Origin of the sequence: Acetobacterium malicum subsp. dehalogenans DSM 11527 (assembly GCF_000472665.1) — a bacterium.
In the GTDB taxonomy this organism is placed as follows: domain Bacteria; phylum Bacillota; class Clostridia; order Eubacteriales; family Eubacteriaceae; genus Acetobacterium; species Acetobacterium malicum.
On record NZ_AXAC01000007.1, the window covers coordinates 69,321 to 87,657 of the forward strand.

General features: G+C 43.9%; 17 protein-coding genes. 10 read left to right on the top strand and 7 right to left on the bottom strand.

From position 1 onward, the window contains the following. The first annotated feature begins 54 nt into the window (after nucleotides 1-54). The 9 genes from A3KS_RS0104055 (at nucleotide 55) to A3KS_RS0104095 (ending at nucleotide 8,059) form a co-directional block, all read left to right on the top strand. Complete coding sequence (locus A3KS_RS0104055) at nucleotides 55-888, top strand: MetQ/NlpA family ABC transporter substrate-binding protein (protein WP_035355192.1); 834 nt, start codon at nucleotides 55-57, stop codon at nucleotides 886-888. Between the two features lie 73 nt (nucleotides 889-961). Further along, nucleotides 962-1,975: a methionine ABC transporter ATP-binding protein gene (locus A3KS_RS0104060; protein ID WP_026393833.1), complete on the top strand. Its 1,014-nt coding sequence runs from the start codon at nucleotides 962-964 to the stop codon at nucleotides 1,973-1,975. Continuing rightward, nucleotides 1,965-2,624 (top strand): methionine ABC transporter permease, encoded by a 660-nt coding sequence (locus A3KS_RS0104065; protein ID WP_051355644.1) that lies wholly within the window; start codon nucleotides 1,965-1,967, stop codon nucleotides 2,622-2,624. The genes A3KS_RS0104060 and A3KS_RS0104065 overlap by 11 nt, the downstream gene beginning before the upstream one ends. 24 nt (nucleotides 2,625-2,648) lie before the next feature. After that, nucleotides 2,649-3,182 carry a 2-oxoacid:acceptor oxidoreductase family protein gene (locus A3KS_RS0104070; RefSeq protein WP_026393835.1) on the top strand — a complete coding sequence of 178 codons (534 nt, stop codon included), beginning with the start codon at nucleotides 2,649-2,651 and terminating at the stop codon, nucleotides 3,180-3,182. Nucleotide 3,183: 1 nt separating this feature from the next. Then, nucleotides 3,184-3,474 carry a 4Fe-4S binding protein gene (locus A3KS_RS0104075; protein WP_026393836.1) on the top strand — a complete coding sequence of 97 codons (291 nt, stop codon included), beginning with the start codon at nucleotides 3,184-3,186 and terminating at the stop codon, nucleotides 3,472-3,474. A gap of 1 nt (nucleotide 3,475) precedes the next feature. Then, on the top strand, nucleotides 3,476-4,645 hold the full coding sequence (locus A3KS_RS0104080; RefSeq protein WP_026393837.1) for a transketolase C-terminal domain-containing protein: 1,170 nt from the start codon (nucleotides 3,476-3,478) through the stop codon (nucleotides 4,643-4,645). After that, on the top strand, nucleotides 4,638-5,549 hold the full coding sequence (locus A3KS_RS0104085) for a thiamine pyrophosphate-dependent enzyme (protein ID WP_026393838.1): 912 nt from the start codon (nucleotides 4,638-4,640) through the stop codon (nucleotides 5,547-5,549). The genes A3KS_RS0104080 and A3KS_RS0104085 overlap by 8 nt, the downstream gene beginning before the upstream one ends. Further along, nucleotides 5,546-6,874 carry a phenylacetate--CoA ligase family protein gene (locus A3KS_RS0104090; protein ID WP_026393839.1) on the top strand — a complete coding sequence of 443 codons (1,329 nt, stop codon included), beginning with the start codon at nucleotides 5,546-5,548 and terminating at the stop codon, nucleotides 6,872-6,874. Before A3KS_RS0104085 ends, A3KS_RS0104090 begins: the two co-directional genes overlap by 4 nt. A gap of 12 nt (nucleotides 6,875-6,886) precedes the next feature. Beyond that, nucleotides 6,887-8,059, top strand: a complete 1,173-nt coding sequence (locus A3KS_RS0104095) for a pyridoxal phosphate-dependent aminotransferase (protein ID WP_026393840.1) — start codon at nucleotides 6,887-6,889, stop codon at nucleotides 8,057-8,059. A 29-nt stretch (nucleotides 8,060-8,088) separates the two neighbouring features. Here A3KS_RS0104095 and A3KS_RS0104100 read toward each other — a convergent pair whose 3' ends face one another. Further along, nucleotides 8,089-9,264, bottom strand: coding sequence for a MalY/PatB family protein (locus A3KS_RS0104100; RefSeq protein ID WP_026393841.1), 1,176 nt, complete (start codon nucleotides 9,262-9,264; stop codon nucleotides 8,089-8,091). A 3-nt stretch (nucleotides 9,265-9,267) separates the two neighbouring features. Continuing rightward, complete coding sequence (locus tag A3KS_RS0104105) at nucleotides 9,268-10,407, bottom strand: trans-sulfuration enzyme family protein (RefSeq protein ID WP_026393842.1); 1,140 nt, start codon at nucleotides 10,405-10,407, stop codon at nucleotides 9,268-9,270. 233 nt (nucleotides 10,408-10,640) lie between these two features. Here A3KS_RS0104105 and A3KS_RS22300 point away from each other — a divergent pair, with 233 nt between their 5' ends. After that, complete coding sequence (locus A3KS_RS22300; RefSeq protein ID WP_051355645.1) at nucleotides 10,641-12,530, top strand: ThiF family adenylyltransferase; 1,890 nt, start codon at nucleotides 10,641-10,643, stop codon at nucleotides 12,528-12,530. A gap of 215 nt (nucleotides 12,531-12,745) precedes the next feature. Here the strand turns inward: A3KS_RS22300 and A3KS_RS0104115 are convergent, their stop codons facing one another. From A3KS_RS0104115 to A3KS_RS0104135, 5 genes are all read right to left on the bottom strand, one after another. Continuing rightward, complete coding sequence (locus A3KS_RS0104115) at nucleotides 12,746-13,657, bottom strand: PLP-dependent cysteine synthase family protein (protein ID WP_026393843.1); 912 nt, start codon at nucleotides 13,655-13,657, stop codon at nucleotides 12,746-12,748. 1 nt (nucleotide 13,658) lies between these two features. After that, nucleotides 13,659-14,819: a trans-sulfuration enzyme family protein gene (locus tag A3KS_RS0104120; RefSeq protein WP_026393844.1), complete on the bottom strand. Its 1,161-nt coding sequence runs from the start codon at nucleotides 14,817-14,819 to the stop codon at nucleotides 13,659-13,661. An 18-nt stretch (nucleotides 14,820-14,837) separates the two neighbouring features. Beyond that, nucleotides 14,838-15,878 carry a uroporphyrinogen decarboxylase family protein gene (locus A3KS_RS0104125; RefSeq protein ID WP_026393845.1) on the bottom strand — a complete coding sequence of 347 codons (1,041 nt, stop codon included), beginning with the start codon at nucleotides 15,876-15,878 and terminating at the stop codon, nucleotides 14,838-14,840. Beyond that, nucleotides 15,875-16,795 (bottom strand): homoserine O-succinyltransferase, encoded by a 921-nt coding sequence (locus A3KS_RS0104130; RefSeq protein WP_026393846.1) that lies wholly within the window; start codon nucleotides 16,793-16,795, stop codon nucleotides 15,875-15,877. The genes A3KS_RS0104125 and A3KS_RS0104130 overlap by 4 nt, the downstream gene beginning before the upstream one ends. A gap of 155 nt (nucleotides 16,796-16,950) precedes the next feature. Next, nucleotides 16,951-18,231: an O-acetylhomoserine aminocarboxypropyltransferase/cysteine synthase family protein gene (locus tag A3KS_RS0104135; RefSeq protein ID WP_026393847.1), complete on the bottom strand. Its 1,281-nt coding sequence runs from the start codon at nucleotides 18,229-18,231 to the stop codon at nucleotides 16,951-16,953. Nucleotides 18,232-18,337: the final 106 nt, after the last annotated feature.

Consider the following 18,337-nt stretch of genomic DNA (forward strand, 5'->3'; position numbering starts at 1 on the left):
AGTAGATAAATCAAACGACTGTAAATTTTATGATTAGAAAAGAGAGGATAACAAATGAAATCTAAACGAATTATCGGATTTATTACAATTATCAGCATTTTGCTTATGGCCCTCACTGGTTGTGCTTCATCAAGTGCTGCCACCACTGAACCAGAAAAGGTCTTGAAAGTGGGCGTGTGTGCCGGACCATATGGCGATATGTTAGCCGAAGCAATTCAGCCGTCCTTAGAAGAAAAAGGCTACACCGTTGAAATCGTCGAATTCTCGGACTACGTTCAGCCAAACAAAGCTTTAGCCGCTGGTGAAATTGATCTCAACCTGTTTCAGCATTCTACCTACTTAACCAATTTTGCTAAAGAAAATAGCTTAGACCTAACCTTTATCAAAGAAGTGCCAACCGCCGCAATGGGAATTTTCTCTGCAAAGTACAAAACCATTAATGATATCGAAAATGGTGCTACCGTTGCGATACCAAATGATGCAACTAACTTATCCCGAGCTATTCGAGTCTTGGCGCAAACCAATATTATTACCATCGACCCTGCTGTTGATCCTAAAACAGCCACTCAAAACACCCTTTCCAGCAATCCTAAAAACCTTCAATTTGTCGAAATCGAAGCGCCCCAATTACCAAGAAGCCTAGACAGTGTCGGCATTGCCGTGATTAACGGTAATTATGCACTCAGTTCTGGACTCAACCTTTCTGATGCCCTTTATAATGAAAAACTGTCTGAAGGCTACATTAATGGTGTCGCTGTCCGAACTGAAGATAAAGATTCAGATTTTGCGAAAGATGTCATTGCTGTGATTGAGTCCGATGCCTTTAAGCAAGTAATTGAAGACCCGAGCAAACAGTATGTTTCTTTCCAAAGACCATCTGACTATTAAAATTTTGTCAAAAGCTCAGTTAATTTAAAGAACTGAGCTTTTGCCTTAAATCCTACAGAAAAAGGTAACTATTATGATTGAATTCAAGCATGTCTCCGTCAACTTTAAACAGCATAAACAGATTTTTGAGGCTGTCAATGATGCACATTTTAAAATTGAAAAGGGTGAGATCTTTGGCATCGCCGGTTCTAGTGGTGCCGGCAAAAGTACCCTACTCCGTACCATTAATTTATTACAAACTGTTTCATCCGGAGAAATATTGGTGGATGGCGAAAATATCACCAATTATCGGAGAAACCAGTTGCGAATACTCCGCCGCAATATCGGGATGATTTTTCAGCACTTTAATCTGGCTCGAAATTTAACCGTCTATCAAAATATTGCCTTTGTTTTAAAGGCTGCAGGAAAATCTAAATCAGAAACTGAAACCCGGGTCAATGAATTACTGAAACTAGTCAATTTATCTGATAAGGCAAATTCCTATCCGGCCAACCTTTCGGGCGGTGAAAAACAGCGGGTTGCGATTGCCCGGGCGCTAGCTAATGATGCCAAGATTCTGCTCTGTGATGAGCCGACATCCGCCCTTGATTTGGAAACAACCTCATCCATATTAAGTTTATTAAAAGACCTGAATAAGAAATTTGGTATTACTATTGTCATCATTACCCACGAACTGGATGTTATTAAAAGTATTTGCAACCGATGTGCGGTGATGAATAAGGGATCGGTCATCGAGATTGGCGATGTTTATGATATTTTCACAAAACCCAGAGTAGACTTCACCAGACAGTTGTTAAGTCATACCAATCATTTCAGTTTGCCCGAGGAAATTATCAGTAAGATGCAAGGTCCAATCATCCGTCTCACTTTTAAGGGTGACAATGCCAACAACCCGATTCTCTCTTACGCTGCCAATACGTTTCAAATTGGTTTTAATATTTTATTGGGAAAGATCGAATACATCAACGGTTTACCCCTCGGGATACTCTATGTTGAGCTAATTGGCGAAGTGGATACCATTAAACTGGCAATTGAATATCTTGCCGCAAATACAGCCGATTTGGAGGTAATTAATCATGGCCTTTGATTTAAAAGCAGCACTGCTTCTGACCTTTGGTCAAACCATGCAGATGGTCATTTCATCCCTTTTGGCCGCAATCATCATCGGTGGCAGTATTGGGCTACTATTGTTTTTAACATCCAATACTCTTTTTCTCAAAAACCGGGCCATCAATCAAATTGTCGGCGTCATTATTAATATCACCCGTTCAATCCCCTTTCTGATCTTGCTTGTTTTGATGATTCCCGTTTCAAAGGCGATTGTCCATACGTCCATTGGTCCCAATGCCGTGGTGATTCCCCTGGCAGTAGCGGCCATCGCCTTTTTTGGCCGACTTTCGGAAGCGTCTTTTTCCGATGTTGACAATGGGGTGCTGGAAGCCGCAATTGCTTCTGGAGCCAGCAAATTGTCAATTGTGCTAAAGATTCTGCTGCCGGAAGCCTTGCCATCGCTGATTAAGAATATCACCGTGACCGCCGTGTCATTAATCGGGTTTTCGGCCATGGCCGGAACTGTAGGCGGTGGCGGAATTGGAGATCTGGCCATTCGCTACGGCTATCAGCGCTATGAACCCGAAGTGATGTTCATTTGTGTGATCGTTCTGGTGCTGCTAGTGCAGATCTTCCAGATCATTGGCGATTCATCTGCAAAAAAACTGGATAAGACCAGTAAATAATAACATAAGAATCGAGGAAACATTATGATTGAAATACGATGGCACGGACGCGGCGGACAGGGGGCCTTCACCGCTGCTAAAATTTTGGGGGCTGCTTCATTAATCGACAATAAATTCTCATTGGCTTTTCCTTCCTTTGGTCCGGAACGCCGCGGCGCGCCCATTCAGGCCTTTAATAAAATTGATGGTAAAGCGATTATCGATCGAAGTGAAATCAAAAGTTGTGATTATTTGATTTTTCTGGATGATACGTTGTTCTCTGATGACTATTTAAAGGATCTTAAAGACGATGGCATCGCCCTGATTAATACCGCAACCCCAGATAAATTCAGCAATTTTTCACAGATCCAGACGATTGATGCAAATCAGATTGCCCTCAAAATCATCAAAAAGCCCATCAGTAACACGGCAATGCTCGGTGCCCTGGCCTGTATCTCAGACGATATTTCGCTGTCATCATTACAGCAAGCCAGCGATTTGTATTTATCAGCTTCCCAAGCAGCCAAAAATAAATTGATACTTAAAGAGTCCTTTGAGCATTTTAAGGAGGTTCACTGACATGAGCAAACCCTATTTACGACCCTATCAAAAACCCCAAAAATTGTCGGATTATCCCTTAGGTACCGCCAGTGAAGCCGGATATCTGGTCACCAAAAATAGTGGCTGGCGAAACGAACGGCCGATTATAACGGATGAATGTATAAACTGCCTGCAATGTTATCTGTACTGTCCTGATGGCGTTATTTTTAAGACCGAAGACGGTTTGGACATTGACTATGACTTTTGCAAAGGCTGCGGAATCTGTGAAAAAATCTGCCCTAAACAAGCCATTAAAATGGAGGTGGAATAGCATGGCTAAAGCATTTTTATCGGGTAATGATGCCTTTGCCGAAGGGGTTAGGCTGGCGCGCCCTCAAGTTATTTCGATTTACCCCATCACCCCCCAGACAACGGTAGTCGAAAGAATTTCGGAAATGGTCGAAGACAGCAGTCTAAAAAGTGAACTGATCCACGTTGAGTCGGAACACTCGGCTTTGTCCTGTGCCATTGGTGCCAGTGCCATGGGTGCCCGGACCTTTACGGCCACCTCCTCCCAGGGACTATTATATATGGCAGAATGTCTGCAGTATGCCAGCGGCGGCCGATTTCCGATCGTGATGATGAATGCCAACCGCTCCACCGCCTTACCCTGGAATATTTATGGTGACCAGCGGGATTCGCTTTCGCAGCTTGACTGTGGCTGGATCCAGGTATATGTAGAGGATGCCCAGGAAAGCCTGGACATGGCACTGCAAGGCTACCATATTGCCGAAAACCCGCTGGTTTCAACCCCCGTTATGGTCAATCTGGATGGGTTTGTCCTTACCCATACCTACGAAACCGTAGAAATTCCAAGTCAGACGGACGCTGACCGCTTTTTGCCACCATTTCAAACCGAAAATAAAATGAGTTTGGACAACCCGAAAAACCTGGCATTCAGCGTTGGTCCGGACAATAATATGGAATTTAAATATATCCAACACAAAGCGATGCTGGACAGCAGACGAGTTATCGAAGAAACCGATGCAAAATTTGCCGAAATTTTTGGCCGCAGTTATGGCGGACTGACCCAGGGTTACCGTATTGACGATGCCGATTATATCCTGATTACCCTGGGCAGCATCACCGGCCTGTGCCGGGAGGTGGTTGATGAACTGCGAGAACGCGGCGAAAAGGTCGGCCTGCTGAAGCTTCGCTTTATACGGCCCTTTCCCAGTGATGATCTGGTTGCGGCACTGGAATCAGCCAAAGCCATTGGGGTGTTGGAAAAAGATATTTCCTTTGGTTATGAAGGCACCGTTTATACCAATGTCAACTCGGTTATTGCAAAGAATGGCCTCTGTTTGGAAACTTATAATTTCATTGCCGGTCTCGGCGGCCGTGATATCAGCCGGGAAAACATCACAGCAATCTTTCGCCATCTTCAAACCGGTGGCCAACATGTTAATTTTATCGGACTGGGGGTGACCATCGATGAGTAATAAAATAACTGCAAAAACGATCACCGACAGTGAATTTTTTTATGGCCATAAGGCCTGCGCCGGTTGCGGCGGCAGTCTAGCCGTGCGAATCGCCCTTAAAGTTCTGGGCGAGGGGGCTATCTCGGTGCTCCCGGCCGGCTGTATGTCGGCGGTTGGATTTAATTATCCGCATTTGTGTTTTAGCAATAATTCGATCATTTCCACCTTTGCCGGAACCGCTTCGATGCTAACTGGAGTTGAGGCCGGCGCCCGGGCGGTTGGGATTAAGAATTTCAAAGCTGTTGGGTTGGCCGGGGATGGTGGCACTGCCGATATCGGCATTCAGGCCTTATCCGGCGCCATTGATCGCAACGATGATATTCTTTATATCTGCTACGATAATGAAGCGTATATGAATACCGGCATCCAAAAGAGCGGTTTAACTCCTTTTGGTGCCAAGACAACCACGACCCCCAGCGGTGAAAACATTCACGGTAATCTCCGACCCAAGAAAAATCTCTTTGAGATTGTGGCTGCCCATGATATACCCTACGCTGCCACCGCCAGTATCGGGAATCTTCCCGATTTTATAAATAAGATTGAAAAAGCTTCGAAAATAAAGGGCACAGCCTATATCCATGTTGTCGCCCCCTGCCCCATTGGTTGGGGCATACCCGTCAATGAAACCATTGAGATCGCCAGAAAAATGATGGATTGCGGTTTGTGGTACCTGGCCGAATATGAAAATGGAAAGTTTAAATTAAACAAAAATCCCAGCGACTTTTCATCAATTGAAGATTACCTACTTGCTCAGGGACGCTTTAAACATTTAGAAGCTGCAGATATTGAAATACTGGCCTTACAACGGGATACCAAGTGGGCAACGATCCGAAAAAATTGGAATAACATACAGGAGGAATTATGAGCGAGAAAAAATATTGGGACGAAAAAATCGAGACCCTGCCACGAGCAGAACTGGAAGAATTGCAGCGTCGCGAATTAAAGGAAATGCTGGAATTTGCCTACAATAATTCGACTTATTATAAAGAATCCTTTGACCAGGCCGGACTGACCCCAGCGGATTTTAATCAGCTCGATGATCTTCAGAAATTCCCGTTTACCAATAAGGCCACCCAACGGGAACGGCAGGCCAAGGGCGGTCTTTTAGGCGATATGATTGCCGTTAGTGAAGATGATGTGGTTTTTGTGTCGGCTTCCAGCGGGTCAACCGGGGTGCCGACCCTCAGCCCCTTTACCAAACAAGATTTTGACGAATGGCAGGATGTCGAGAGCCGCCTGTTTTATAGTGCCGGGATGCGCAAACATGATCGTTATGTTCATGCCCTGAACTTTTCACTATTTGTCGGCGGACCTGATGTTATTGGGGCCCAAAATTTGGGAGCTCTTTGTATCTGGGCCGGAACTGTACCATCAGAACGGCTGCTTTTTATTTTAAAAGAATTCCAACCGACGATCATCTGGACAACTCCATCTTATGCTTTGTATCTTGGCGAAACAGCCCTTAAAATGGGCATTGATCCAGCTAAAGATCTGGCCATTCGCACCATTATCGTAGCTGGCGAACCCGGTGGCTCGATCGGAACCACCCGGGAAACCATTGAAAAAGTCTGGAACGCGGAATTATATGATTTCTTTGGATTATCAGACATCTTCGGGGCCTGCGCCGGGATGTGCGAAGCCAAAGATGGCCTTCACATCGTCGAAGATCATATCCTGGTTGAAGTTCTTGATGTTGAAACCGGTAGGCCAGTGGCCGACGGTGAACGGGGAGAACTTGTCTACACTACCCTGCGTAAAAAAGCCCGACCACTAATCCGTTTCAGAACCGGGGATATTGGTTCAGTTAATCGCGAACCCTGCAGTTGCGGCCGAACCCACGCCCGGATTAAAATTCATGGCCGGCTGGATGATATGTTTATCATTTCGGGGGTTAATGTTTTCCCCAGTGATATTGAGTTTGTCATCCGCGGAACTGAAGGGATTACCGGCGAATACCTGATCCGTTTATACGAGCAGAACCACGCGGTTAAATATCGGATTGAAATTGAAAAATCGGATGACAGCAATGAACCGGACGAAGTTTTAAGAGAACGGGTTGCTGCTGCTCTTAAAACACGGCTAGGAGTAAAACCCGGTGACGTCACGATCTTAAAAGATGGTGATTTGGAGCGTGCTACTCATAAAGCCAAACGCTTAATTGATGAGCGAACCTTAATCTATGAAATTTAAAGAAGGTGCACGATGAAACCACTTAGTAACCGAACTGCTGACTTTACTGATTCGGTGATCCGACGGATGACCCGAATTTCCAATCAATATAATGCGGTCAACCTGTCCCAGGGATTCCCTGACTTTGATCCACCAAAACCAATTCTTGAAGCCCTGGAAAAAGCTTCCCATCAGGGGCCTCATCAATATTCGATTACCTGCGGAGCGCAAAATTTCCGGGAGGCCCTGGCGCAAAAACAATCCCGGTTAATGGGCCGATCAATAAATCCGGAAACCGAAATTGTGGTGACCTGTGGAAGCACCGAGGCGATGATGGCCGCGATGATGACCGTCGCCAATCCCGGTGATAAGGTCATCGTTTTCTCGCCTTTTTATGAGAACTATGGCGCTGATACCATTTTATCCGGTGCTGTTCCGATCTATGTACCCCTTCATCCGCCGGCGTTTAACTTCAATGCCGATGAATTGGAAGCCGCCTTTAAAAAAGACCCCAAAGCGCTGATTCTTTGTAACCCGTCTAACCCCACCGGCAAGGTCTTTAACCGGGAAGAACTGACAATCATTGCTGATTTGGCTAAAAAATATGATACCTATGTGATCACCGATGAAGTCTATGAACATATTGTTTACCAGCCCCATGAACATATTTATCTGGCCTCTTTGCCTAGTATGTTTGAACGCACCATTTCCTGCAGCTCTTTATCGAAGACCTATTCCATTACTGGCTGGCGGTTAGGCTATATCATCGCCCCGGAACCAATTATTGATGTGGCTAAAAAGGTTCATGACTTCTTAACCGTCGGTGCCGCGGCGCCGCTCCAGGAAGCCGCCACCGTTGGACTGCAATTTGGTGATGATTACTACACTGATCTGCAAAAAAAATACACCGAAAAAAGAGCGCTGTTTTTAGCTGGTCTTGACGACATTGGGCTTACCTACAGTACTCCCCAGGGTGCTTATTATGTGATGATTGATATTTCAAAATACAAATCCGATAACGATCTGGCCTTTTGTACCTGGCTGGCTGAGCATGTCGGGGTTGGTGCCGTTCCTGGATCAACTTTTTTCAGAGAAAACGTCAACCACTTAATCCGTCTACATTTTGCTAAAAAAGAAGATACCCTTTATGAAGCATTAAATCGGTTATCTGAAATAGACAAAAAATGGCAAAGTACTTCTTTTTAAGAAGTGCTTTGCCTTATTGCATTAATGATTTATTTTTCATTGATGGCCCGCTCCAGCTGGGTCAACGCCTGCTCCAGTATCAATCTTGGCGCGGCAATATTAATCCGCTGAAAACCATCGCCACCAGCGCCAAACATGGTGCCGGCATCCAGCCAGAGCCCAGCTTGATTAATAATTAAATCTTCTAATTGTTCCTCACTTAATCTCAGTTCGCTAAAATCCAGCCAGATCAGGTAGGTTCCTTCCGGTTCGATGAGCTTAACCTGGGGGAGCTGTTCGTTTAAAAAGGCTCGGATGAAATCCAGATTTTCGCCAAGATAGGTTTTTAATTCCTCCAACCACTTTCGCCCTTTTGAATAGGCAGCCATACAGGCGACAATGCCCATAATATTAATCTCATTATAGCCGCCTTTTTTCATTTCTATTTTGAACTTTCTTTTTATTTCTTTATTTTCAATGAAAATATTAGAAACCTGAAGTCCAGCCAGGTTAAAGGTTTTACTGGGCGCTGTGCAGGTAATGGTGATCCCTAAAAACTCTGGCTTCAAATCTGCAAACACCAGATGTTTATGTCCCGGATAAATAAAATCCTGATGGATCTCATCAGCTATCACCGTTACCCCATGTTTGAGGCAAATATCACCAAGGCGAACCAGTTCTTCGCGAGTCCAAACCCGGCCAACCGGGTTGTGAGGATTGCAGAGAATAAAAATTTTGACCCCGTTATCAATGATTTTATTTTCAAAATCAGCAAAATCGATCGAATACCGACCATTATCATAGACCAGTTGATTCACAACCAGCTTGCGCTCGTTAATGGTGATGGTATCAGCAAAGGGATAATATACCGGTTGTTGTATAATAATACTATCACCGACCTGTGTTAGACCGCGGATTGCCGTGGCAATGGCATAAACCACCCCCGGGGTGGTAACCAGCCATTCCGGCTGGATATTCCAGTCAAAACGGGTTTTAAACCAATCCTTTAGCGTAAAAAAATAATCCTGTCCACCTTCAGAATAGCCAAAGATGCCATGTTTACTTTTTTCCACTAGGGCCTCCACCACCGGCGCCGGGGTTTTAAAATCCATATCCGCCACCCATAGCGGCAGTAACCCCTCCGGTTTTCCCCGTCGGTTGGCAAAATCGTATTTGATGGAATTGGTGTTATCCCGCTGTACAATTTCATTAAAATTATATTTCAAGTCTTATTCCCCCTTTATTACCCTAGCTAATTCAGCAATTAAATCCTGCGCGCTTTCAATTCCGACCGATAATCTCAGCAAACGGTTGTTGATCCCCTTTGCTTCCCGTTCTTCTTCAGGGATATCCCCATGGGTCTGCAACATCGGATAGGTTATCAGCGTTTCCACCCCACCAAGGCTTTCAGCATATTGGATAATTGAAACCCCTTCTAAAATATGTTTAGCCGTTTCTTCACTGTCCACCTCAAAAGAAATCATCCCGCCAGAACCGGTGGCCTGGCGTTTAGAGATTTCATAACCTTCATGAGTCGGAAGTCCGACATAGTGGACTGCGGTGATTTTCTCCTGCTCACATAGCCAATTGGCAATTTTTTCGGCATTTTCCTGTTGTTTGTCCATCCGGATCGGCAAGGTTTTTATTCCTCGGATTAACAGCCAACTGTCAAAAGGCGATAGACAAGCCCCGGTAGTCTTATATATAAATCGTAGCCGTTCAGCGATTTCCTCATCGTTCACAACTGTAAAGCCTGCCAGGGTATCATTATGGCCCCCCAAATACTTGGTGCCGCTATGGATCACAATGTCTGCCCCCAATTTAAGCGGTTGCTGATAGTAGGGGGTTAGGAAGGTGTTATCGACAATTAATAAAAGCTGATGTTTTTTTGCAATTTCCGCCACAGCGGCGATATCAGTTACTTGCATCATCGGGTTGGTTGGCGTTTCAACAAAGAGCGCTTTGGTATTGGGCCGGATGAGACCTTCAAGCAAAGAAAGCTCCGATGTATTGACCAGATCAAAACCGATTCCGTTTTTCATCGAAATATGATGAAATAAACGGTGTGAGCCCCCATAAAGATCGTCAGAGGCAATGATATGATCACCTGGTGAAAACAGCTCCATGACAGCACTGATAGCCGCCATACCGGTGGCAAAGGCAATCGCATCGACACCACCCTCAAGTTTTTTGATAACGTTCTCCAGGTGCTCCCGGGTCGGGTTTTGCTGTCGGGTATAATCAAAACCGGTACTTTCGCCCACCCCCGGGTGAGCAAAGGTTGCTGACTGAAAAATCGGCACGCTGACAGCTCCGGTATTATCGTATTTTTCTATATTTCCATGTATGCAAAGGGTACTAAAATCCATAATCTTTCTCCATTCCTGTGTTATATTCATAGTCGTTTAGTATGTTTAATAAATACTACCTGAACGCAGTTTTTTTGTCAAGTTTCAGATTATTTATCAGTCTATTATAACATATCTATTGTCATTAATTCCGCCTGCCATACCAGTTAATATAAATCTTAAAATTTCTAATCCTGGTTGTATTTCATATTAATTCCATAGTATAATTATGTTATCTTATATGGAGGTACCCTATGTACAATGATACAGTACTCGACCATTTTGCCAACCCCCGAAATGTTGGCAGTATCCCTGATGCTGACGGCCTCGGGATATCCGGGAATCCAGTTGATGGCGATAAAATAACGATTTATATAAAAGTTCAGCAAAATGTTTTAACCGCTGTTAAATTTAAAACCTTTGGCTGTGGTGCCGCCATCGCAGCCAGCAGTATGCTGACAGTCCTTGCCACTGGCAAAACGTTGAGCGAAGCTCTAAAAATTACCAATGCTGATGTAGCTGAAGCATTAGGTGGTCTCCCCGAGCAGAAACTGCTTTGTTCAAATATCGCCGCTGATGCCTTGCATGCTGCTATTAATGATTATACCAATAAAAATACAAATCTAACTGATTCTAAAGCTACTGCCGCGATTTTATTTGAAACTGAAAATGCTGAGCCTGCTCTTTCAGAAAAAATTGAAGGTCTAACCGATGCCAATCAAATTAAACGCTATTTGCGTCATATCATCATGCCGGATATTGGCGGCCGGGGACAAAAGAAGCTTCTTGATACCCGAATGCTTGTCTGTGCCGCCGATGTTGAAAGCTGTGATCTGTTGCTCCGTTATCTTACCGCCATTGGCATTGGTCATATCCACTGCCATTTTGAAAGTAATAATGGCTGGGATGAGGCCCTTAAAACGTTGAATGATCTCAATCCTGATGTGACCTTTCAGTTCGCAGATGACTTTGTTACTGATGCAGACTTGACGATTATAATCGGGAATTCCGACTATGCGACTCGCACGACAGGGCTGTTTCTTAATTCATCAAGGCCACAAATTTCGCCCACCTTTATTTCAGTAAACGAAGCTTGGCAGGGTTGTTTCGGCCTGTGTCAGAACCGCAATGAATTAACTGTATTTCTCAATGATATCGAGAAGAAAGGCTTCTCTGCGCAAAACGACTGCAACGATAAACATTTTTCTGATCAACTGGGTTTGCTTCTGAGTTCTTGTTTTGTGGGGACATTATTGGCAATTGAAGCCGTCAAATCCCGTATTAATATCGGTGTTCCACTGACCGATATTTTCTATTTCGATTTAGTAAACCACTCGTTTGACAATCATTTTTCAACAAGTGATCAGGTTTTTGTCGAATTTGACTTATCGTCTTATGAAAGCGAAATTAATAATAAATTAACGGACGCAAACATCTTAACCATCGGCGCTGGTGGTCTTGGTTGTCCGGCCAATTTAGTATTGGCTAAAGCGGGTGTCAATAAACTGAGTCTGATCGACTTTGATCATGTCGAAATCAGCAATTTGAACCGTCAGATTCTCCATTCTACCGCTACCATCGGGCTATTGAAAGTTGAGTCTGCTAAACAGGCTCTGGAAGCCATGAATCCGGATCTTGAGGTAACCACCTACTCCGGCGCTTTTTCAAAAGAAAATGCCCGGGAAATCATCAAAAAACATGATCTTGTCATTGACGGTCTGGACAATTTACCGACCCGATACCTGTTAAATGACGCCTGCTATTTTGAAAAAAAGCCGCTGGTAGAAGCTGGTGCTTTAACTTACTATGGGCAAGTGACTACCCTTGTCCCTGATGAAGGACCATGTTTTCGATGCCTGTTTCCTGAAACCAATAATCAGACTGCCGGTAGTTGTTCTGAAACCGGTGTTTTAGGACCTGTCCCGGGCGTAATGGGCGTGCTGGAAGCCATCGAAGCAATTAAACTGATTATCGGAATCCCGGCAACTTTAAAGGGTAGTCTCTTGATGATTGATGCCCTGGAGACATCTTTTGACCGCTTCACCTTTAGAAAAGATGAGGACTGCCCGCTTTGCGGCAAACACCCTACCATCCATGAACTTGGCGATTTCACTTTTGTATGCGAGACGGCCAAAAATGAATGATAAAATAAACGATGCCGGAATCAGGCGCGTCTTCAGCGATTCTTTTGAATATCTCCCTACTGCGTTACTTTAGCTCTTTTTTTATCCATGTATTAATTTATTTAATTTAAACTATATTTAACTTAAATAAGACGCCTCAGTTAAACTTTTATCTGAGACGTCTTATTTTTTATGATCAGGTTATTATCAAAATCCGTTTGGTTTAATAGTCACTTCTAATCATAAATATTTTTGCTGAAATAGCGATCGCCCCGATCAGAGAAAATGGTAACAATATTTCCCCGGTCAATTTTTTCAGCCAGTTTAAGTGCTCCATATAGGGCAGCACCCGAGGAAGTTCCGGCGATGATTCCTTCTTTTTTCGCCAGTAACCGTACCAGATCAAATGCCGTTTTATCGTCAACCTTTATAACTTCATCAACTAGTGACATATCCATTGTTTTGGCAATAAAGTCGTTGCCGATCCCTTCAATATCATAGCAACCCGCCGTACCACCACCCATAATAGATCCATATGGATCGGTCAGAACCCCTTTGATATTAGGGTTTTTCTCTTTTAAATAACGAACAACTCCAGAATAGGTTCCCCCGCTGCCAGCTCCGGCTACCAGGTAGTCAATGTTTCCACCGAGATCGGCATAAATTTCCGGACCAGTTGTTTGATAATGAACAGTTGGGTTTGAGGGATTATCAAACTGCTGCAGTGAGATGGCATTCGGAATGGTTTTTAGTAACTCCTGCGCTTTTGCCGTTGCCCCCAGCATCCCCAATTCTCTAGGGGTATTGACAATTTCTCCGCCATAGGCCCGCATCAGGGTTTGTTTTTCAATGGAGAATTTTGTCGGCACCACAAAGATAACCCGGTATCCCCGGTTAATAGCGGCCAGCGCCACACCTAGCCCAGTATTTCCGGCCGTCCCTTCGATAATCGTCCCGCCAGGTTTTAATAAACCTGATTTTTCAGCATCTTCTATCATTGAAATGCCAATGCGATCTTTGACACTACCGCCGGGATTCCAGAGTTCCAGCTTGGCAAAAATATTCACCTGATCTTTGACCTGAAACTGATTGAGCTTAATCATCGGTGTATTGCCAATCAATTCTCTGATATCATTATAATAAGCCATCTTATACCTCTAAACTCTTTTTAAATGCCTGTTCTAAATCCGCTAAGAGATCATTTTTATCTTCAATCCCCACCGAAATGCGGATCAGATTTTCAACGATTCCGACCTTTTGTCGTATTTCATAGGGGATCGACGCATGAGTCATACTGGATGGATGACAAATCAGTGACTCGACCCCACCCAAACTTTCTGCCAGAGTAATCAGCTCCAGGGATTCCACAAATTTATGGAGATCGTATTTTTCGTCCAGTTCAAATGAGAACATCCCCCCGGGACCGTCTGCCTGACGTCTATTGATCTCGTAGCCCTGACTGTCCGGCAAACCAGGATAATAAATCGCTTTGACGCCAGGATTGCTTTTTAGCGCCTCAGCAATAAATGTTGCATTTTCAATGTGGCGGTCCATCCGAACACCCAGGGTTTTAATCCCCCGGATTAACAGGAATGAGTCGAAGGGTTGCAATACGCCACCGGTGGCATTCTGAATAAACCAGAGTCGTTCTGCCAGTTCTTTGCTGTTGACAACCGCCAAACCGGCAATCAGATCACTGTGTCCGCCCAAGTATTTGGTGGCACTGTGAACGACAATATCAACTCCCAGTGAAATGGGCCGTTGAAGATATGGTGTCATAAAGGTATTATCGACGATACTTAAAACGCCGTGTTTTCTGGCTATATCTGCCACCGCCTTAATATCGGTAATGGTCAGAATCGGATTGGCCGGGCTTTCGATGAAAATAGCCTTGACATCATCGGTCAGACTGTCCTCCAGAAGCTTGAGATCTGACGTTTCAACAATTTCATAGGTCAGACCAAAGTTATTGAAGACCTTGTCGAGCACCCGAAAGGTACCACCATAAACATTGCTGGAAATGATTACCTTGTCTCCCGTTTTAAAAAGACTCAGAACCGCAGTGGTTGCTGCCATACCAGAAGCAAAGGCAAACCCGGCGATTCCGCCTTCCAATTCGGCAATTAATGCTTCCAAGGCTTCCCGAGTCGGATTGCCGGATCGGGAATACTCATAGCCCCGGTCTTTACCCAGACCATCCTGTTTATAAGTGGAGGTCTGAAAAATGGGAACATTGACTGCTCCGGTTTTTTCATCCCCATCAATACCACCGTGAATCAATTGCGAATTTAAATTGCTGTACTTACTCATGCTATACTCCTTCAAAATCTATATTATTTCATTAACATCAAAATGATGTGCCGTGTGAATCATCGTTTGGACATTCTCCAATTTTGTTTTCGGGGCAATATCACAACCGGGTATTAAAACGAAACCCGGTGTTCCGCCCGCTCTGATGCAGGCCAGCGATTCGGCCTCAATTTCAGCGGTCGTCCCTTCCAGCAAAACACTGATCGGATCTAATTGTCCACCATAAGCAACCTTGCCAGAAAGTGTTTCTCTGGCAATATTCAAATCAACCTTGTAGTCCATTGAAAAAAGATTTGTCTCCGATTCCGCAATTAAATCCAGGATCTTGGTGGTATTTCCGCAAATGTGTAACGATTTAGTTTTAATCCGCCTGGCTATTACCTGGTTGGCCGACTTAATTCGTGGAAAGGACATCTCTTTAAACAGCTTAGCTGAAATGACATCCCCTGATGAAAGGGGCTCTGCCTGATTGACCATTTCGACTCCGGCATCTATGAACAAATTCCAATATTTTAAAAGGAGTCTCTCCGTAAATTCCATGATATGATTTAGTCCCGGTTTGTCCTTAATGGCGATCTTCATCATATTATCCATTCCCAATAGCTGCCCTGCCATGGTGAATGCCCCCCACTGACTGACAGCCACAAGATACTCTGCGCCGATCCGTTTTGTCACGAGACTTGCCGTTTGTAAAAGATTGGCAATCTCTTTTGAATTTTCCAAATCTTCAACCTTTAGCCGATCGACATCCTCCGGTCGTGTGATCAGCGTTTCATCGACGGTTGATGCCTCTCCCGGCAGATTAAAGGTGCATTTTCCACCAATGGCTTTAACAATAATATTGCTGCAATCCGCTCCGACCCAGACAACATCCGACTCCACTTTTTGATTATCACTAATAATGATTTCGGCTATCTTCTCCGGGGCATCCTCCAGGACGTTCTGAAGGGTTAATCCATTGCGATAATCTGTCCAAACCCCGCTTGAAAGAATCATAACTGGGACTCTGGGGGTTTTCTTCAGTGCAATTCCCGAAAGTATTATTTCTTTATTTGTCAAGAACTCAACTCCTTTAAGTAATAGGGTGTTTGTTGATAAACGTAATAATTCAGCCAATTTGCAAACAACAGCGATGCATGGCTACTCCAACTGGTTTGATCTGACAAACTGATTTCACCCTTAAGTTTATAATTGTGGGGGAGTTCTGGCTTTAATCCCAGCAAATAGTCACGAACGTATTCGTTCTTCAAGGTTATCCGATCAAATTCACAATGCCCGGTAACAAATAATTGTCGCTTGTTGGTATCTGAAACCAGATAGACTCCCGCTTCAGGGGATTCAGCCAGCAACTCCAGTTCTGGCACCGTTAACACATCATCACGAGAGATCGCTGTATAGCGCGAGTGCGGTGCAAAAAAGATATCATCGAAACCTCTGACGATGGGATGTTGCCGATTATTGACGAGGTGCGAATATACCCCGGACACCTTGGACTGTAGGGCCGCTTTTTGCACGCCATAGTAATAATATAGTGCTGCCTGAGCACCCCAGCAGATGTATAAGGATGAAAACACGTGGGACTTGGTCCACTCCATTATTCGGCATAAATCCTGCCAGTAATTCACATCTTCAAATTCATTTTGTTCAACCGGTGCTCCGGTAATTATAACGCCATCATAGTATTTATCTTTGATCGCATCAAAGGTTTGATAAAATTGCTTAAAGTGATTTGTTGTATTCTCCTGGTTTGTATGATTGGAAATATTTAAAAATTCGACATTTAACTGCAACGCAGTGTTACTAAGCAGTCGTAATAATTGGGTTTCAGTTGCAATCACTGTTGGCATCAGGTTGACAATCAGTATTTGCAGCGTTCGCATATCCTGATGTTTTGCCCGATTTTCAGTCATTATAAATATATTTTCATTGGCAAGGGTCTCAATCGCTGGCAAACCTTCTTTTACACAGATTGGCATAGTGACACCTCTAATTCATAAAAGTTAAAATCAATTTTTGACTGAGTTTAGAATGATTCTTCGTCATCTTGTCAGCCCGAAAAGAAAACATCTGCTGCTTTGTCACGAACAGCAGATGTCTTTCTAAGTATCCATACAATATTAGGGGGCTGGTATTAAAGTGCTTTTTCCAGGGCTTGTTCGATATCGTAAATCAAATCATTAGCATCCTCAACCCCAATTGATAAACGAATCACATCCGGAGCAAATCCAACCGCCGCCTGTTCTTCAGGACTTAACTGCTGGTGAGTAGTGGATGCCGGATGAATAACAAGGGATTTCGCATCGGCAACATTCGCCAATAGCGAGAAGATTTCCAGGCTGTCAATGAACTTTTTGGCTTGATCAATTGTACCATCAATGGAAAATGTAAAGATGGAACCGGCTCCCAATGGCAGATATTTTTGACCCAGCTCATAATACTTATTGGACTTGAGTCCAGGATAATTTACTTTTTTGACCTTGGGATGATTTTCAAGGAATTCCACGATTTTTTTGGTATTATCAACGTGCTTTTGCACTCTTAAGGATAAAGACTCCAGCCCCTGCAAAAACAGGAAGGAATTAAATGGCGATAATGAGGCTCCGGTATCTCTTAATAATTGGGCACGAATCTTTACCGCATAGGCAATCGGTCCTAAATCAGAAAATTTTATACCATTGTAGCTTTTGTCCGGTGTGGTGAAATCCGGGAATTTTCCGCTGGTCCAGTCAAAGTTACCACCATCAACAATAATTCCACCGATGGATGTTCCGTGACCGCCGATGAACTTGGTCGCAGAATGCACAACCACGTTAGCACCATGTTCCAGTGGTTTGAATAAATATGGGGTTGCAAAAGTATTATCAACTATTAAAGGAATCTTATTTTCTGCTGCGATTTTACCGACTGCATCAAAATCAATGACGTTAATGCCGGGATTTCCGAGGGTTTCAATAAACAATGCTTTGGTTTTATCGGTGATGGCTTTTCTGAAATTTTCTGGATCATCAGGATCGACAAAGATTGTATTGATACCAAACTTAGGCAGGGTTTCGGCAAAAAGATGATAGGTTCCGCCATAAAGGGTACTGGCCGAGACAATTTCATCTCCTGCCCGGGCTACGTTTTGAATGGCGTAAGTAATGGCTGCTGCACCGGATGCTGTGGCCAGACCCGCTGATCCACCTTCTAAAGCAGCTACCCGCTGCTCAAATGCATCAGTAGTCGGGTTAGTCAAACGACTGTAGATATTACCAGCGTCCGTTAATGCAAAACGACCTTCTGCTTGAGCAGTGTCTTTAAATACATATGAAGTTGTCTGATAAATAGGAACAGCTCTTGCTCCGGTTACTGGGTCTGGGGTCTGTCCTGCATGGACCTGTAAAGTATCGAATCCTAATTTTCTTTCGCTCACGTTTGTCAACCTCTCTTTTCTTTCTAAATTATCTTTATTTTGATCTACTGATTTTTTTGTTGGTCATTTTTTTCATTATTTTTGAATATTCTTTTGAAAATACTCT

Excerpts from the sequence above, each read along its gene's own strand:
- A3KS_RS0104080 (WP_026393837.1), top strand. The coding sequence starts at position 3,476 with ATGGCTAAAGCATTTTTATCGGGTAATGATGCCTTTGCCGAAGGGGTT.
- A3KS_RS0104090 (WP_026393839.1), top strand. The coding sequence starts at position 5,546 with ATGAGCGAGAAAAAATATTGGGACGAAAAAATCGAGACCCTGCCACGA.
- A3KS_RS0104055 (WP_035355192.1), top strand. The coding sequence starts at position 55 with ATGAAATCTAAACGAATTATCGGATTTATTACAATTATCAGCATTTTG.
- A3KS_RS0104075 (WP_026393836.1), top strand. The coding sequence starts at position 3,184 with ATGAGCAAACCCTATTTACGACCCTATCAAAAACCCCAAAAATTGTCG.
- A3KS_RS22300 (WP_051355645.1), top strand. The coding sequence starts at position 10,641 with ATGTACAATGATACAGTACTCGACCATTTTGCCAACCCCCGAAATGTT.
- A3KS_RS0104105 (WP_026393842.1), bottom strand. The coding sequence starts at position 10,407 with ATGGATTTTAGTACCCTTTGCATACATGGAAATATAGAAAAATACGAT.
- A3KS_RS0104065 (WP_051355644.1), top strand. The coding sequence starts at position 1,965 with ATGGCCTTTGATTTAAAAGCAGCACTGCTTCTGACCTTTGGTCAAACC.
- A3KS_RS0104120 (WP_026393844.1), bottom strand. The coding sequence starts at position 14,819 with ATGAGTAAGTACAGCAATTTAAATTCGCAATTGATTCACGGTGGTATT.
- A3KS_RS0104095 (WP_026393840.1), top strand. The coding sequence starts at position 6,887 with ATGAAACCACTTAGTAACCGAACTGCTGACTTTACTGATTCGGTGATC.
- A3KS_RS0104115 (WP_026393843.1), bottom strand. The coding sequence starts at position 13,657 with ATGGCTTATTATAATGATATCAGAGAATTGATTGGCAATACACCGATG.
- A3KS_RS0104130 (WP_026393846.1), bottom strand. The coding sequence starts at position 16,795 with ATGCCAATCTGTGTAAAAGAAGGTTTGCCAGCGATTGAGACCCTTGCC.
- A3KS_RS0104085 (WP_026393838.1), top strand. The coding sequence starts at position 4,638 with ATGAGTAATAAAATAACTGCAAAAACGATCACCGACAGTGAATTTTTT.
- A3KS_RS0104060 (WP_026393833.1), top strand. The coding sequence starts at position 962 with ATGATTGAATTCAAGCATGTCTCCGTCAACTTTAAACAGCATAAACAG.
- A3KS_RS0104070 (WP_026393835.1), top strand. The coding sequence starts at position 2,649 with ATGATTGAAATACGATGGCACGGACGCGGCGGACAGGGGGCCTTCACC.